The following is a 15,913-nucleotide window of genomic DNA, read 5'->3' as shown; positions in this document are numbered from 1 at the left end:
ATCGGTTTCCGACAAGACCCCCTTGTGACGATCCGCTGTCGTAGATCGGGGGTTCGCGGAGGTCGGTTCACGGGGTGGGGTGCGTGGTCGGTCACTGCGCTGAGCTGGGCGGATGTCGTGGTCGGGGGGCGCGGGGTGCTGCCGGGGGTGGCTACTATCGCCGGTCGTTGACGTTTTCGGGTGTGAGCGGGCTCACGGTTTATGTCGTGGTTTGAGCGATTTGTCCGTCACTGGCCGAGTCGCCGCCCGTGCTCTGAGTACAGGCGATCTTCCCGGGCCGAGGCCCACGTCACACTCGGATCCCCGCCGATCCGCAACGGACCCTTCACCTCTGCCGCTTGGAGGAGCGCCGTCGGCGGACCCTCTGACACCGCGCCTATGCGGGCGCGGCGGGTTCGGCGGGCTCGGAAACGGGCTCGGCGGTCTCAGCCGGGGCGGGGTCCGCGGCGGAGGCGTTGTACTCGGCGAGCATCTCCCGGGTGAAGCCGAAGAAGTACGTCGCCAGGAAGCCCACGACGTAGCCGGTCAGCAGCCCGCCGGCGTAGACGGCGACGCTCGCCGCCATCCCGTGCGGGCCGGCCAGCAGGGGGAACAGCGCCCAGCCGGAGGGGCCGATCGCCGTCGAGCCGACCGCGCCGCCGAGCTGGCCGGCCACGCCGACGAAGGCGCCCCCGGCGGCGCCGCCTACGCAGGCGGTGACGAACGGACGCCCCAGCGGCAGGGTGACCCCGTAGACCAGGGGCTCGCCGACCCCGAGCAGGCCCGCCGGGAGCGCGGACCTGATGACGGCCCGGATGGAGACGTTGTGGCGCAGCCTCAGGTAGACGGCCGCGGCGCAGCCGACCTGCCCGGCCCCGGCCATGGCGAGGATCGGCAGCAGGACGGTGGAGCCCTGTTGCTGGATCAAGGTGGTGTGGATCGGGATCAGCGCCTGGTGCAGGCCGAGCATGACGAGCGGCAGGAAGAGGCCGCCGAGCACGAGCCCGGCGAGCAGGCCGCCGTGGGCGAGCAGCCAGGTGGCGGCGTGGCCGATGGCGGTGGACACCTCCCCCGCGACGAACATCAGGCCGAACAGGGCGGCCAGGCCACCGAACAGGACGGTGACCGTGGGGGTGACCAGGACGTCCAGGGCGGCGGGCAGGATCCGCCGGGTCCATCGTTCGATCTGGACCGCCAGCAGCGCGGCGAGCAGCGCCCCGACCACCCCGCCCTGCCCGGGGGTGAGGTGGTGGCCGAACGCCTCCACCTTGGCGACGCCCGCGTAGACGATCACACTGGCCACGGCCCCGCCCAGCACGGGCGTACCGCCGAACTCCTTCGCGGTGTTGTAGCCGACGAAGACGGCGAGCAGGGACATGAACCCCGAGGAGACCGGCCCCAGGGCGGCGACCAGCGACGGCGCCCAGCCGAGGTTGGCGAGGGCGCCGGAGAGGGCGGCGACGATGCCGCAGCCGATCAGGGCGGGGATCAGCGGGACGAAGATGTCGGCGATCCGGCGCAGTGCCCGTTTCACCGGGGTCGCGTTGCGCACCCGGGCCTGCGCCCGGATCCGGGCGCCGCGACCGGCGAGGTCCTCGGCGGTAGGGGCGTTCCCGCTTCCGGGCGGGCTGCCGGAGTCCAGGAGCCGGCGCAGCTGGGCGGTGACGCCGGCGACGGCGCCGGGGCCTAGGACGATCTGATAGGTGTCGTCCTCGACCGTGCCCAGGACGGCCGGCAGTGCCCTGAGCGCCTCGTGGTCGACCAGGGAGCGGTCCGCGAGGCCCAGCCGCAGCCGGGTCATGCAGTGGGCGACCGAAAGGATGTTGGCGGCGCCGCCGACCAGCGGGAGGATCGCCTCGGCCACGGCGCGGTTCTTCTCGTCCGACATGCCGGGGGACGTACCCGGATCGCCCCGGAGCTCAACCCGCCTCGCGGGCGGCGGGCCCGGTGCTCAACCGGCCTCGTGGGCGGCGGGCCCGGCCGGGAGCGGGGCGTCCTCGGACAGCATCGTGGTGCGCACCCGGTGCACGTACCGGTCGACCAGATGGCGCAGCACGCTGACCGTGGCGGCGACGTCCGGCTCCGGGACGCCGTCCAGGGCACTGGCCAGTCCGGCGATGTTGGCCTGTTTCAGGCGGTCGAGCATCTCCCGTCCGTCGGCGGTGATCGCCACCTGGCGGGCCCGCCGGTCCAGCTCGTCCTGGGTGCGTTCCACCAGCCGCTGGCCCTGGAGGCGGTCGATCTGCCGGGTGACGTGGGAGGGCTTGACCATCAGCCGGTCGGCCAGGTCGCTCACCCGGCTGGCTCCCTCGGCCTCGGCGAGCGCGCGCAGCAGGTAGACGTCCGAGCGGGCGGCGGTGATGCCGGCCCGGGCGGTACGGCGTTCGTGCTCCTGTGAACGCGTCAGCAGGTAGGCCAGCGAGGCCAGTACGGCTTCCAGGTCGGCGGTGGTGATCCGCTCGTCTTCGGCGTCCGGCATGGAGGAACTGTAGCGATCCGGCGGGGACTGCGGCCGCGGCGGGCACCCGTGACCGGATTTCGGACAGATTCGACCGTCCGCCGATGCACCCTTTCCTCACCACGGACCGCGAGTTAGCGTGACGTTCAGTTAGTTGCTTTTGGCACGTAAATGGCCCGGGACCTGCCCCACCACACCCGCAGGCCCACCCCACCGGCACCGCCGGCCCCACCCAGCTCCGAGAAGGGGAGCCCCCTGATGGCCACTGCCGCGCAGACCCCACGCTTCACCCACCCCGCCGCCCGCGGCGCCTGCCCGTTCGCCCCGCCACCCGCCTACCGGCAGGCCCAGCAGGAGGAGCCGATCAGCCGCATCTCCCTGTGGGACGGCTCGACCAGCTGGCTGGTCACCCACCACGAGGACGTCAAGGCGGTCCTCGCCGACTCCCGCTTCAGCGCCGACGCCACCCGGCCCGGCTTCCCCTCCGTCGGCGCGGGCGCCCAGCAGCTGAACTCCCGTCAGCCCACCTTCATCCGGATGGACGACCCGGAGCACTCCCGTCTGCGCCGGATGCTCACCGGCGAATTCATGATCAAGAAGGTCGAGGCGCTGCGCCCCGAGATCCAGCGCATCGCCGACGACCTGCTGGACCGCATGACCGAAGGACGCTCCAGCGCCGACCTGGTCCGCGAGTTCGCCCTGCCCCTGCCGTCCCTGGTCATCTGCCTGCTGCTCGGCGTCCCCTACCAGGACCACGTCTTCTTCCAGGAGTGCAGCCGCGTCCTGCTGCACCGCGACTCCTCCGCCGAGGACGTCATCGCCGCCCAGACCCGGCTGGCGGACTACCTGATCGAACTCACCGACACCAAGCGCACCCAGCCCGACGACGGCATCCTCAGCCGCCTGGTGGCCCGCGGCGATCTGAGCACCGAGGAGATCGGCGCGATGGGCCGGCTGCTGCTGATCGCCGGACACGAGACCACCGCGAACATGATCGCGCTCTCCGTCCTCGCCCTGCTGCGCAACCCCGACCAGCTCGCCCACCTGCGCGAGCACCCCGAGTCCGTCCCCGGGGCGGTCGAGGAGCTGCTGCGCTACCTGACCATCGTGCACTCCGGCCTGACCCGGATCGCCACCGAGGACGTCGAGCTGGGCGGCGCGCGGATCCGCGCCGGCGAGGGCGTCGTCTGCATGATCAGCACCGCGAACCGGGACGAGCGGGAGTTCCCGAACGGCGACGAGCTCGACCTGGCCCGCGACGCGCGCCGCCACCTGGCCTTCGGCTTCGGCGTCCACCAGTGCCTGGGACAGCCCCTCGCCCGACTGGAACTGCAGATCGCCCTGAACACCGTTCTGCGGCGACTGCCCGAACTGCGGCTGGCCGCACCGTTCGAGGAGATCAGGTTCCGCGGCGAGATGCTCGTCTACGGCGTCCACGAGCTGCCGATCGCCTGGTGACCGGGCCCCACCCGGCCTGACCAACCGCCCGGCGGCCCGGCCCCACCGGGCCGCGACCGGGCGCCGAGTACCGAGCGCTCCAACGCACCTACCATCCACCGGAGTCAGCCCCCGCAAGGGCCCCGACCGGCCATGTCCCGAAGGGAACACCATGCTCATCCACATCGACGAGGAGAAGTGCTGCGGCGCCGGGCACTGCGTACTCGCCGCCCCCGACGTCTTCGACCAGCGCGACGAGGACGGCATCGTCCTCCTGCTCGACGCCGAGCCGCCCGCCGAACTCCACCAGGCCGTCGAGGACGCCGCCGCCGTCTGCCCGGCCGCGGCGATCCGCCTGGAGCAGGTGTGACCGCTCTGCGGGAGGTGACCGTCGTCGGCGCCGGCGCGGCCGGACTGCACGCCGCGGAAGCGCTGCGCCGGGCCGGCTACGACGGCCGCCTCACCCTGATCGGGGCCGAGGACGAACCCCCTTACGACCGGCCACCGTTGTCCAAACACCTGCTGGGCGGGGAATGGCAGCCCGACCGGCTGGCCCTGCGCGGTCCCCAGGCGCTGGAGGAGCTCCGGCTCGACCTGCGCCTGGGGGTGCGGGCCGAACGCCTGGACCGCCGGGAGCGGAGCGTGCTGCTGTCCGACGGCCACCGGGTGCGCTGCCAGGCCCTCATCGTGGCCACCGGGGTCCGCCCGCGCCGGCTCCCCGGCGCGGGCGGACCGCTGCCGGGGGCCCACGTGCTGCGCACCCTCGACGACGCCCTCGCGCTGCGCGAAGAACTACGCTCGGGCGTACGGCTGTTGGTGGTCGGCGGCGGGCTGCTCGGCGCCGAGGCGGCGGCCACCGCCGTCGGGCTCGGCGCCGAGGTGACCTGGCTGGCCTCCACCGCCACTCCGCTGGCCGCCGTCCTCGGTACCGAGACGGCCGCGCTGCTGACGGACCTGCACCGCGAGCACGGAGTGCGGATCCACCAGGGCGTGGCCACGGCACTGCTCGAACGGCACGGCCGGGCCGCCGGGGTGCGCCTGGCCGACGGCTCCGAAGTGGCCGCCGACGCCGTACTGATGGCCATCGGCTCCGAGCCGGCCACCGAGTGGCTGGCCGACAGCGGCGTCCCGCTGGACGACGGCGTGGTCTGCGACGCCTACTGCGCCGCCGGCCCCGGCGTCTGGGCGGCCGGCGACGCCGCCTCCTGGCCCGACCCGCGCACCGGCCGCCACCGCCGCCTCGAACAGCGCACCAACGCCACCGAGCAGGCGATGCACGCCGCCCGGAACCTGCTGGCCGGCCCGGACGGCGCCCGGCAGGCGTACGAGCCGGTCCCGTACCTGTGGACCGATCAGTACGGGCTGCGCGTCCAGGTGTTCGGCCGGCCCGGCGGCGCCGAACGGTTCGAGGTGGTCGACGGCAGCCTCGCCGAACACCGCTTCGCCGCCGCCTGCGTACGGGACGGCCTGGTCACCGGCGCGGTCGGCATCGCCTCCGCCCGGGCCCTGCGCCACCTGCGCGCCCAGGTCGCGGCGCACAGCCCGTGGCCGCCCGGGGCGGTCTGAGCCGGGGCCGGTGAGGCGCCCGCCGCCCCCGCCACCGACCGGGCGGGGGTGGCGGGCGCCTCAGGCCTCCCCGCCCCTGGAAGCCGCCGCCGTGACGGGATGGACTTCCGCTGTCCGAACCCAGGGAGACCGTCGTGTCCAGAACCCCGAAGGAGATCTTCCGGAGCTACGTCCACGCCGGTCCGCTGACCCGCGACGCCGGCGCCCTGGCCGAGACCTTCACCGAGGACGGCGTCTTCGAGGCACCGCTCATGCCCGCCGGCGGCGCCCTGCCGGACACGGTCCCGGATACCGCACGTTCCCGGGAAGCCGCCGGACCGCCCGGACCACACCGCCCCGGCGCCCCCGGCTCAGCCGAAGCCGAAGCCGCGAGGCGCCAGAACGTCGAGGGTGTCCCGCAGCATCGCGAGCGCCGCGCCGAGCGGGCTGGAACGGCCGCCACTCACGGTGATGTCCCCGGCATCGGGGCAGCCGTAGACGACCGCCTTCTCCGGACCGGTCAGCGCGTACAGCGGGTCACCGGGGGCCGTCCGCTCCAGCCGCACCTCGACCACCAGCGGGTGGTCCGCGCTCGCCGTCGCCACGGCGCGCAGGCGGCACCCGCCGGCGGCCGCGGCCAGGGCCTCCCGGCCGGCCCGCTCGTCCACCGGTTCCGTGCTGACGCGCACGGCCGCCGGGTCCCAGCCCCAGAGCAGGGCCGCGAGCAGTCGGACCTTCGTCGCCGCGTCGGCGCCGGAGAGGTCGGCCGACGGGTCGGCCTCCGCGATGCCGCGGCGCTGGGCCTCGCGGACCGCCCCCGCCAGGGAGTCGCCCGCCGCCAGGCGGTCGAGGACGAAGGTCGCGGTCCCGTTGGGGCAGGCCCGCAGCGACCGGCAGCCGAGACCGCGCACTCCCGTCCGGGCCAGATCGGCCGCCGGGAGGGCCGCCCCGGTGGCCCCGGAGATCCTGATCAGGCTGCCGCCCGCCCGTGCGGCGTCCGCGAGTTCGCACCAGTGGCTCAGCAGGTGGCTCTTGGTCGCGGTGACGACGTGGACGCCCCGGCGCAGCGCCGAGGCGGCTTCCTCGGCGGCCTGCCGCCGTGCCTGCGGCGACGAGGGAAGTGCCTGGACCAGCACCCGCGCGCCGGTTCGGTCGAGGGTGTGCTCCAGCGGCGCCAGCGGACCCCACCCCGGTCGCGGCGGTACCGGCTCGCCGTCGCGGACCAGGGCCTGCGCGGATCCGACGCGCACGGCCGCGAGCCTCGGCCGCATCCCGTGGGCGCGCGCGAGCTCGTCACCCCGCGTCAGCAGCCGCTCGGCGTAGGCCTGGCCCACGGGACCGAAGCCCGACAGCACGACCGTCGGATCATCCACCGGTTCGGGCGGCACGCTGGTCCTACCGTGCGATGAAGGCATCCCGGCAGAATACCGCCGGGGCCGTCCGGCGCTCCGGCCGCGGGCGCCCTCGGCGGGACCGGCCCGCGTCCGCCGGTCCGTCAGCTCCGCCGCGTGCCCCGCAGCGGGCGGATCCGAAGTCGCCGCATCCGGTGACGCTGTGCGACACCGCCGAGGGGCCGACCTCCGGTTGACAGGACTCTCGACGACGAAGCTACGCTAAGTAGTAGTTTAATCACATTTTGTGATCACTGCTGCCCATTCCCCGCGCGAGGAGCCCGAGCATGACCACGACCCCCACACGCCCCACCGCCGTACCGTCCATCGAGCAGCTGCCCCAGCCGAAGCTGCGCACGAACACCGACATCCAGGGCAACGTCCTGGCCGCGTTCAACAAGGACTTCACGGACTTCCGCTACCTGCACTTCCCGGACGCCGACAAGGGCCGCGGCTGGCTCTCCGCGATCCTCAACACCGTCGCGACGACCAGCGAGACCGAGGACTTCAACGAGCAGTTCTCGCTGTCCCGCCGGGCCTTCGGCCGCGACCCCGCCATGACGACCGTCCGCTGCGGGGTCTCGCTCACCTTCGAGGGCCTCGTGACCGTCGCCAACAAGCCCGATCAGGTCAAGAAGGACCTCAGCACCTTCAAGTCGTTCTGCGCGGGCGCGGCCGCGCGGGCCAAGGACCTCGGGGACACCGCCGAGAGCGACCCCAAGCACTGGCTGTTCGGCGCCGGGACCGGTGACAAGGTCGTGCACGCCGTCCTCATCGTCGCCGCGGACACCGAGGAGCTGCTGAAGGAGAAGCTGAAGAACCTCGACGCGGTCGAGAACACGCACCACATCACGCGCGTCCACGTGGACGAGGGCCGCACCCTGACGGGCCCGCTGAAGGGGCACGAGCACTTCGGCTACAAGGACGGCATCTCCCAGCCCGGCGTGAAGGACTTCCACCGTGAGAGCCAGGAGCGCAAGGGCTTCCGCGACAACCACGCCGGGACCGAGCTGATCGAGCCCGGCGAGTTCGTCTTCGGCCACAAGAGTGAGACGGGCGACCGGCAGGCGCCCGAGTGGATGAAGAACGGCTCGCTCCAGGTGGTGCGCCGACTGCGCCAGGACGTCGCGGGCTGGAACCAGGCCGTGGTGGACGGCGTCAAGCAGTTCACCGGGACCATGGACCCCAACCGGCTCGGCGCCTGCCTGGTCGGCCGCGAGAAGAACGGCACACCGCTCGCCCCGCCGGTCAGCACCGTGACCGGTCTCGGCTCCGACCGCAACGACTTCGACTACCGGGACGACCCCATCGGGCAGCACACCCCCTGGGTCGCCCACATCCGCCGCACCCACCCGCGCGCCTTCGCCGGCATCGTCGACAACAAGCCGAAGAGCCACCGCCTGATGCGCCGGGGCATCCCGTACGGCCCGGAGTTCAAGGGCACCAAGGACGACGGCAAGGACCGCGGGCTGATCTTCGTCTGCTACGGCACCTCACTGGAGCAGCAGTTCGAGCTGGTCCAGCAGCACTGGTCCGACAACCCCGAGTTCACCCCCGGCCTGGAGGCTCCCACCCCGGAGCCGCACAACGGACTCGACAAGGTCATCGGCCTCGCCGGCAAGGCCTCGATCGCGCTCGCGGACGGCACGCACGGCACCGTCGACATGAAGCGCTTCGTCCGCACCACGGGTGCGCTCTACGCCTTCACCCCCTCGATCAGCACGCTGCGGCTGCTCGCCGAGGGCAAGGACCTCCCCAACAAGCCGGTCGGCTCCTGACCACCGAGCGCCCCCGAGGAGACACCAATGGAGAACCCCGTCATCGAGGGCACAGCCAACGACCGCGCCCGCTGGCGGACCTGCCGGCAGCTGGCGCGCGAGCTGCTGCTGGTCGGTCCGGACGACAAGGACCTGAAGCTGCGCTACCTCGACGTCCTGATCAAGGACGGCATCCCGGAGACGGACGAGTCCAAGGACGTGCTGATCGTCGGCGCGGGCATCGCCGGCCTGGTCGCCGGGAAGCTGCTCAAGGACGCCGGGCACAACGTCACCATCCTGGAGGCCAACGCCAACCGGGTGGGCGGCCGGATCAAGACGTTCCGCTCCACCGACGACGAGGTGGACGGACCGTTCTACGACCCGGATCAGTACGCGGAGGCCGGGGCGATGCGGCTGCCCAGCTTCCACCCGCTCACCCTGGCGCTGGTCGACAGCCTCGGCCTGAACCGGCAGCTGTTCTTCAACGTCGACGTCGATCCGGACACCGGCAACCAGAACGCGCCCGTCCCGCCGGTGGTCTACGAGTCCTTCGAGCCCGGCAAGGTCTGGAAGTACGGCGCGGACAGCCCGGACTTCCGCGAACCGGTCAAGCGCTTCAACTCCTGGATCCGCACGAACCGGATCCAGGCCCGCCGCAGCGAGTACGCCGCCGACCCCAGCTGCATCAACGAGGGCTTCCACCTCACCGGCGACGAGGTGCGGATCACCGCCGCCGACATGGTCAACCAGGCACTGGAGCCGGTCCGCGACTACTACTCGGTGATCAAGGACGGCAAGCGGGAGAACAAGCCGTTCGCCGAGTGGCTGGACGGCTGGGCCCGGGTGATCCGCGACTTCGACGGCTACTCGATGGGCCGCTTCCTGCGTGAGTACGCGGGCTTCAGCGACGAGGCCATCGAGGCGATCGGCACGATCGAGAACATGACCTCACGGCTGCACCTGTCGTTCTTCCACACCTTCCTGGGCCGCAGCGACATCAACCCGAAGGCCACCTACTGGGAGATCGAGGGCGGCAGCTGGAACCTGCCCCACGCGCTCGCCGAGGAGCTCCGAAACGAGCTGCGGATGGGCGAGCGGATGATCCAAATCGAGTACTGGGACCCTCGTCGGGACGGCGGGGGCGGCCGGCACGTCGGCCCGAACGGGCCGCAGGTCGCCGTCCTGACCGTCCCCGAGGACGACCCGGAGGCCGAACCCGACGTCTGGAGGGGCGACTTCGCGATCGTCACGGTCCCGTTCTCCGCCCTGCGGTTCGTCCAGGTGACGCCCCCGTTCTCGTACAAGAAGCGCCGGGCGATCATCGAGACCCACTACGACCAGGCCACCAAGGTGCTGCTGGAGTTCTCCCGCCGCTGGTGGGAGTTCACCGAGGCGGACTGGAAGGTCGAGCTCGACTCCATCGCACCCGGCCTGTACGAGTACTACCAGCGGGCCGGCGAGGAGGACGCCGAGGCGGCCGTCGCCGCCGCGAACAACGGCCACCGGCCGCCGCGCGACGTGCCGGAGGTGCTGCTCGGCGCGCACGCGAGCGTGGACGACCGGCGGATCAGCCAGGCTCAGAAGGAGGTCTACGAGCACACCCCGCTGCTCCGGGCGAACGTGCGCCCCGCCACCAACTGCTTCGGCGGCGGCTCGACCACCGACAACCCGAACCGCTTCATGTACTACCCGTCGCACCCGGTGCCCGACAGCGACGGCGGCGGCGTGGTGCTGGCCGCCTACAGCTGGTCGGACGACGCGGTGCGCTGGGACTCCATGGAGGACGACGAGCGGTACGTCTACGCGCTGCGCAACCTCCAGTCGGTGCACGGCCGGCGGATCGAGGTGTTCTACACCGGCTACGGGAAGACCCAGAGCTGGCTGCGCGACCCGTACGCCTTCGGCGAGGCGGCGGTGTACACCCCGCACCAGATGACCAGCTTCCACCTCGACGTGGTCAAGCCGGAGGGCCCGGTGCACTTCGCCGGCGAACACGTCTCGCTCAAGCACGCCTGGATCGAGGGCGCGGTGGAGACCGCCGTCCGGGCGGCCATCGCCGTGCACGAGGCGCCGCCTCCGCCGCCCCGGGCGGAACCGGAGATCCAGCCTGAGGTACAGGCCCGCCGGGAACGCCGAGAGGAGGCGCTGAGCAGATGAGCGGCAACCACGAATGGACGGTGGCCCGTTATCTGGCCACCAGGCTGGAGCAGTTGGGCATCCGGTACCTGTTCGGGGTACCGGGCGACTTCCTCGGCCCGTTCCTGACGATCATGCAGGCCACCACCAGCGTGCGCTGGATCGGAACCCCGACCGAGATGGGCGGCGGCTACGCCGCGGACGCCTACGCCCGGGTGCGGACCGCCGACGTCGACCCGGCCAAGGGCGAGCAGGCCATCGGCGCCGTCGCGGTGACCTACGGGGTGGGCGCGTTCAGCCTGCTCAACACGATCGGCGGCGCGTACGTCGAGGACGTGCCGCTGATCGCGATCAACGCGGCGCCCTCCTACGAGCAGTGGCTCAACCAGCAGGCGGTCGGCCTGCTCACCTCGCACATGAGCCCGCGCCGGGAGAGCAACCTGAACGTCTACCGGCAGGTCACGGTGGACGCGCAGGTGCTCTCCAACCCGGGGCTCGCACCCTGGCAGATCGACAGCGCGATCACCGCGTGCCTGACCGAGCGCAAGCCGGTCTACCTGGAGGTGATGGAGGACCTCTGGCACGCGCCGTGCAATCCTCCGCAGGGTGAACTCCGGGCTCACGAGCGGACGTTCACCAAGCGGAACGAGGAGATGCTGGCCAAGGCGGTCACGGCGGCGGTGGAGCTGATCGGAAAGTTCCGCACACCGATCGTCTGGGCCGGCGAGGAACTGGTCCGCCAGCGGCTGGAGGACGAGCTGCTGGAGTTCGTCGAGAGCACCCGGATGCAGTTCTGCACCACGGTCGGCGCGAAGTCCGTGGTCTCCGAGCGACATCCGCTGTTCGCCGGCGTCTACAACGGCAAGGCGAGCCTGCCGGAGATCCGGAAGACCTTCAAGAATGCCGGGTGCCGGATCGGCCTGGGGACCTGGTCCACGTCCAAGAACCTCGGCGGCGACCAGTCGATCGGCGATGACTGGATCGTGGCGGCCCGCGACGGCGTCAGCGTCGGCGCCAACTACTTCCCCGAGGTCCAACTGGGGCGGTTCATACCGGCGTTGAGCAACGCACTGGCGGGACAGACCTTCCCCGCCGACCACTTCGCGCTGGCGCACGCGGCGGGCCTGGACGTCCCGGCCAGCACGGCCGACTTCCTGGACTCGCTGAGCACCGCCCAGTACCCGGCGGAGCTGACGTACGACAGCTTCTTCCAGCACATCAACTTCTTCCTGGAGCACCAGGCCACCGGCGGGGACCCGCAGGCCCCCTCGCCGTTCACGGTGGTCTCGGACGCGGCGTTCGCGCTGCTCGGCTCGATGAACCTGCGGATCACCGAGCGGGCCGGCTTCCTGGCCCAGAACAGCTGGCTGTCCATCGGCTACTCGGTCGGCGCGGCCACCGGCGTGGCACTGGGCCGTCAGCAGCCGATGAAGCGGCCGCTGGTGTTCGTCGGGGACGGCTCGTTCCAGGAGATCTGCCAGGAGCTGTCCACCCAGGTGCGCCACCACCTGCGGCCGGTGGTCTTCGTCCTGGACAACGAGGGCTTCTACGGCATCGAGCAGATGCTGGTCAGCCCCTGCTACTACAAGGAGAAGCCGTCCGACGGGGCCGACTTCTACAACGTGCTGCACCCGTGGCGGTACGAGAAGCTGGCCGAGGTCTTCGGCACGGAGAAGGACCGGATGCACGGGTACGAGCTCACCACCCACACCGAGCTCGACTCGCTCCTGCTGGACATCGCCGATGCCGGCAACGACATCAACCACGCGCCGATCCTGGCCCGCGTCCGGCTCAGCCGGCACGACTACCCGAGGGCGCTCCAGTACAAGATCGACGAGAAGTGCAAGTAGCCACCCCGAGTCCACCGGCCCCCGTCTCCGACGGGGGCCGGTGCGCGCTGCGCCGGCCCGGACGCCCCTGACCTGCTTGAGGTGTTCCGCTGCCCGCCGCCAGGGTGAAACAGCGAGACACCGCTGTGGGATTCGTTTCGCTCCACGGAATGCGCTGTCCGCTCACCTAGAGTGACCCACCGGGTCGCACCCCTTCCACCATCCCCCGGCGGGTGCAACGCGGTCGTCCGTCTGTCCGAGACGACCGATCCCGGACTGGTCCTGGATCGCACCCGCCCGTGCGGCTGGGGACGCGCAGAAGGAACGATGGTCATGAATGCGGGCTCCTCGCCGCCGGTCCGGCGGTCACGTACGGTGTGTCTGGCCGCTGTCGCCGCCGGAGCACTCGGACTGCTCAGCGCGTGCGGCGGATCGTCACACCCCGAACCCGCCAGCGCGCTGAGTCCCGGCCCCGGCCAGACCCTGGCGGGATTTCCCGGTGCCTCCGGAACGAGCGGTACGGTCGCTGTCAGCGCACCACCGAGCGCGTCCTCGACCTCACCTGCCGGCGGTCAGCCGTCCGCTCCAGCGGCTGCCAACGCGGTGACGATCAAGAACTTCGCGTTCTCCCCGCCCACTCTGACGGTCAAGGCGGGTACGAAGGTGACCTGGACCAACACCGACCCCGACGCTCACACCGTCACCAGCAAGGCGGGATCGGGCGGGCCACTGCAGTCGGCAGCCCTGGCCGCCAACGACACCTACAGCTACACGTTCACCCAACCCGGCACCTACCCCTACTACTGCTCCATCCACCCGTACATGACCGCCACCGTGGAGGTGACGCCATGACCGAGGACACACACGAGTCCGACGGCGGCGGCGAGCACGGCATGACCCGCCGGCAGCTCATGCGGCACTCCGCCTGGTTCGGCGGTGCCGTCGTCCTGACAGTCGTCGCGGGAGAGGTGATCAGCCATGTCCCCGGATCGGCGAACGCGGCCCCGGCGAGCAGCGCGGACCTGCGTTTCGTGCAGATCTCCGACAGCCACATCGGCTTCCAGGGCCCGGCCAACATGGACGTCACCGGGACGTTCGCCGCAGCGATCAACCAGGTCAACTCCCTCGGGTTCCGACCCGACTTCGTCATGCACAGCGGCGACCTGACGCACCTCTCCACCCCCGCCCAGTTCGACCAGGTCAAGCAGATGCTGTCGCAACTGGACACGGACCGGGTCTTCACCGTGCCGGGCGAGCACGACTCGATCGGAGACAACGGACCACGCGCCTACCGACAGACCTTCGGCCAGAACACCGTCGGCGACGGCTGGTACAGCTTCGACACCCACGGTGTGCACTTCATCGCGCTGGTCAACACGCTGCACCTGGAGCAACTCGGCCACTTGGGCAACGACCAGATCGACTTCGTGCGCAAGGACATCGCCGGCCTGTCGTCGGACACCCCCATCGTCATCTTCAGTCACATCCCGTTGTTCGCGATGTATCCGACGTGGGGCTGGGGCACCGACGACGCGGTACAGCTGCTGTCGATGTTTCGCCGCTTCTCCTCAGTCACGTGCCTCAACGGGCACGTCCACCAGCTGTTCAGCAAGACCGAGGGCAACATCACCTTCCACTCGGCCCGCCCCACCTGCTACCCGTTCCCCAAACCCGGCCAGGGCCCCGCCCCACTTCCACAGGTGCTGCCCGCCGGACGCCTCAAGGACGCACTCGGCATCCGCACCGTCAATTACTGGCAGGGCAGCCACACACTGGCCGTCAAGGACGAGAAGCTCGCATGAACACCCGGAGCCTGCCCGCCCTCGCACTGCGCCTGGCGCTCGCCGCCGCCCTCGCGGCGAGCGGATACATCCACGCCCAGCTCTACATCGACGGCTACCACCTCGTCCACATCATCGGCTCGCTGTTCCTGCTGCAGGCCAGCACCGCCTTCGCGGTGGCCGCACTCCTCCTGCTGGCGGCACCCCTGCTCCTGCGGATCGCCGCCGCCGCGATCGCCGTCTGCACGCTCATCGGGTTCGCCGCATCCCGCACCACCGGATTGTTCGGCTTCTCCCAAAACGGCCTGCAACCCACCCCGCAGGCCCCGCTCAGCCTCATCGCCGAGGCACTCGCCCTGCTGATCCTCGCCACCTGGCAGGCATCCGAGGCCCGGCGGCACCCCCGCTCCCGACCAGCTGACGGTCAAGGCGGGCACGAAGGTGACCTGGACCCACAGCCATCCGTTTCCCCAACCCGGCCAGGGCTCCGGCCCCAGTCCGCAGGTGCTGCCCGCCGGACCCCTCAAGGACGCGTGGCCGCCCTGCCCCTCGTACTGCGCCTGGCGCTCGCCGCCGCCCTCGCGGCGAGCGGATACATCCACGCCCAGCTCTACATCGACGGCTACCACCTCGTCCACATCATCGGCTCGCTGTTCCTGCTGCAGGCCAGCACCGCCTTCGCGGTGGCCGCACTCCTCCTGCTGGCGGCACCCCTGCTCCTGCGGATCGCCGCCGCCGCGATCGCCGTCTGCACGCTCATCGGGTTCGCCGCATCCCGCACCACCGGATTGTTCGGCTTCTCCCAAAACGGCCTGCAACCCACCCCGCAAGCCCTGCTCAGCCTCATCGCCGAGACGCTCACCCTGCTGATCGTCGTGGCCTGGCAGCCGTCGCTAGCGGCGGTGAAGTCGAGAGCGGCGGCGGAGCACGTGGAGGGCCTCGCTCCCCCCACCGGCCACCGACGGCTCCATGACGTCCTGTGGCTTCTCCTGCCCGTAGCGGTGATGGCCGGCCTCTTCTGGTACGGCCGGGTACACACCCCCGACTACGAGACCAGCCTCTTCGGGAATCGCGGCGATGACGCACAACAGCTGAAAGCCCAACTGGGATCGGCGCTCCTGGGCCTGGCGCTGATTCAGCTGCTCCTCGCCCTGTGGATCTACGGCCGTCTGCCCGCACTGCGAGCCGCACCGCACCTGGTCCACACCACGCACCGCCTCATCGGCCTGATCGCCTTCCTCCTCTCCCTGCCCATCGCTCGGCACTGCATCACCGCCTACGGCGTCCAATTCACCGACGCCCGTGTGGCGCTTCACTCGGTCATTGGATGCTTCCTCTACGGGGCCTTCGTCGCCAAGGTCATCGTGGTCCGGCACCGCCGCTGGCCCGGCTGGGCACTCCCGCTGGCCGGCGGTGCCCTCGTCACCGCGATCGCCCTGATCTGGTACGCCGCCCCCTTCTGGTACCTGAACGGCTTCCAGGCACCCGGCCTGTGAGGAGGTTCGCCCGCCCGGCCATGGCGTGGGTCGCACCTTCGCATGCGGGCGGAAGAGCACTGCCGTCAGCGGGAGTCGGCGAACCGCCCGCTCGGAGGGCATCC

Annotated in this window: 12 protein-coding genes; 9 read left to right on the top strand and 3 right to left on the bottom strand. The window is 71.3% G+C overall.

The annotated features are described in order from the left end of the window. Positions 1-376: 376 nt before the first annotated feature. Together ACZ3UD_RS14790 and ACZ3UD_RS14785 are read right to left on the bottom strand one after the other, a co-directional pair. A complete protein-coding gene (locus tag ACZ3UD_RS14790; RefSeq protein WP_465586314.1) occupies positions 377-1,867 on the bottom strand; it encodes a PTS transporter subunit EIIC in 1,491 nt (496 codons plus the stop codon). A gap of 63 nt (positions 1,868-1,930) precedes the next feature. Further along, the gene (locus tag ACZ3UD_RS14785; RefSeq protein ID WP_465586312.1) at positions 1,931-2,458 is read right to left on the bottom strand and encodes a MarR family winged helix-turn-helix transcriptional regulator; all 528 of its coding nucleotides are present in this window, start codon (positions 2,456-2,458) and stop codon (positions 1,931-1,933) included. Between the two features lie 237 nt (positions 2,459-2,695). On the opposite strand from ACZ3UD_RS14785, the gene ACZ3UD_RS14780 reads away from it, so the two are divergent. The 3 genes from ACZ3UD_RS14780 (at position 2,696) to ACZ3UD_RS14770 (ending at position 5,440) form a co-directional block, all read left to right on the top strand. Then, a complete protein-coding gene (locus ACZ3UD_RS14780) occupies positions 2,696-3,895 on the top strand; it encodes a cytochrome P450 (protein ID WP_465586310.1) in 1,200 nt (399 codons plus the stop codon). 151 nt (positions 3,896-4,046) lie between these two features. After that, a complete protein-coding gene (locus ACZ3UD_RS14775; RefSeq protein WP_465586308.1) occupies positions 4,047-4,244 on the top strand; it encodes a ferredoxin in 198 nt (65 codons plus the stop codon). Further along, positions 4,241-5,440 carry an NAD(P)/FAD-dependent oxidoreductase gene (locus ACZ3UD_RS14770; protein WP_465586306.1) on the top strand — a complete coding sequence of 400 codons (1,200 nt, stop codon included), beginning with the start codon at positions 4,241-4,243 and terminating at the stop codon, positions 5,438-5,440. The genes ACZ3UD_RS14775 and ACZ3UD_RS14770 overlap by 4 nt, the downstream gene beginning before the upstream one ends. 350 nt (positions 5,441-5,790) lie before the next feature. Here ACZ3UD_RS14770 and ACZ3UD_RS14765 read toward each other — a convergent pair whose 3' ends face one another. Beyond that, positions 5,791-6,834 (bottom strand): homoserine dehydrogenase, encoded by a 1,044-nt coding sequence (locus ACZ3UD_RS14765; RefSeq protein WP_465586304.1) that lies wholly within the window; start codon positions 6,832-6,834, stop codon positions 5,791-5,793. Positions 6,835-7,097: 263 nt separating this feature from the next. Between ACZ3UD_RS14765 and ACZ3UD_RS14760 the strand changes: the two genes are divergently transcribed. The 6 genes from ACZ3UD_RS14760 (at position 7,098) to ACZ3UD_RS14735 (ending at position 15,809) form a co-directional block, all read left to right on the top strand. Next, entirely contained in the window at positions 7,098-8,588 is a 1,491-nt protein-coding gene (locus tag ACZ3UD_RS14760) for a Dyp-type peroxidase (protein ID WP_465586302.1), read from the top strand. Between the two features lie 27 nt (positions 8,589-8,615). Continuing rightward, positions 8,616-10,724 carry a flavin monoamine oxidase family protein gene (locus tag ACZ3UD_RS14755; protein WP_465586300.1) on the top strand — a complete coding sequence of 703 codons (2,109 nt, stop codon included), beginning with the start codon at positions 8,616-8,618 and terminating at the stop codon, positions 10,722-10,724. Next, positions 10,721-12,553: an alpha-keto acid decarboxylase family protein gene (locus ACZ3UD_RS14750; protein ID WP_465586298.1), complete on the top strand. Its 1,833-nt coding sequence runs from the start codon at positions 10,721-10,723 to the stop codon at positions 12,551-12,553. The genes ACZ3UD_RS14755 and ACZ3UD_RS14750 overlap by 4 nt, the downstream gene beginning before the upstream one ends. Positions 12,554-12,859: 306 nt before the next feature. Further along, positions 12,860-13,384: a cupredoxin domain-containing protein gene (locus ACZ3UD_RS14745; protein ID WP_465586296.1), complete on the top strand. Its 525-nt coding sequence runs from the start codon at positions 12,860-12,862 to the stop codon at positions 13,382-13,384. After that, complete coding sequence (locus ACZ3UD_RS14740) at positions 13,381-14,334, top strand: metallophosphoesterase family protein (RefSeq protein ID WP_465586295.1); 954 nt, start codon at positions 13,381-13,383, stop codon at positions 14,332-14,334. Before ACZ3UD_RS14745 ends, ACZ3UD_RS14740 begins: the two co-directional genes overlap by 4 nt. Further along, positions 14,331-15,809 carry a DUF6529 family protein gene (locus tag ACZ3UD_RS14735; RefSeq protein WP_465586293.1) on the top strand — a complete coding sequence of 493 codons (1,479 nt, stop codon included), beginning with the start codon at positions 14,331-14,333 and terminating at the stop codon, positions 15,807-15,809. The genes ACZ3UD_RS14740 and ACZ3UD_RS14735 overlap by 4 nt, the downstream gene beginning before the upstream one ends. The last annotated feature ends 104 nt before the right edge of the window (positions 15,810-15,913 follow it).

It is taken from the genome of Kitasatospora sp. NPDC023118, assembly GCF_055560875.1.
This window is presented reverse-complemented; position numbering and strand designations above follow the sequence as displayed.

Coding starts and splice junctions, on each gene's coding strand:
- ACZ3UD_RS14760 (WP_465586302.1), top strand. CDS start 7,098: ATGACCACGACCCCCACACGCCCCACCGCCGTACCGTCCATCGAGCAG.
- ACZ3UD_RS14755 (WP_465586300.1), top strand. CDS start 8,616: ATGGAGAACCCCGTCATCGAGGGCACAGCCAACGACCGCGCCCGCTGG.
- ACZ3UD_RS14765 (WP_465586304.1), bottom strand. CDS start 6,834: ATGCCTTCATCGCACGGTAGGACCAGCGTGCCGCCCGAACCGGTGGAT.
- ACZ3UD_RS14735 (WP_465586293.1), top strand. CDS start 14,331: ATGAACACCCGGAGCCTGCCCGCCCTCGCACTGCGCCTGGCGCTCGCC.
- ACZ3UD_RS14750 (WP_465586298.1), top strand. CDS start 10,721: ATGAGCGGCAACCACGAATGGACGGTGGCCCGTTATCTGGCCACCAGG.
- ACZ3UD_RS14745 (WP_465586296.1), top strand. CDS start 12,860: ATGGTCATGAATGCGGGCTCCTCGCCGCCGGTCCGGCGGTCACGTACG.
- ACZ3UD_RS14740 (WP_465586295.1), top strand. CDS start 13,381: ATGACCGAGGACACACACGAGTCCGACGGCGGCGGCGAGCACGGCATG.
- ACZ3UD_RS14785 (WP_465586312.1), bottom strand. CDS start 2,458: ATGCCGGACGCCGAAGACGAGCGGATCACCACCGCCGACCTGGAAGCC.
- ACZ3UD_RS14775 (WP_465586308.1), top strand. CDS start 4,047: ATGCTCATCCACATCGACGAGGAGAAGTGCTGCGGCGCCGGGCACTGC.
- ACZ3UD_RS14790 (WP_465586314.1), bottom strand. CDS start 1,867: ATGTCGGACGAGAAGAACCGCGCCGTGGCCGAGGCGATCCTCCCGCTG.
- ACZ3UD_RS14780 (WP_465586310.1), top strand. CDS start 2,696: ATGGCCACTGCCGCGCAGACCCCACGCTTCACCCACCCCGCCGCCCGC.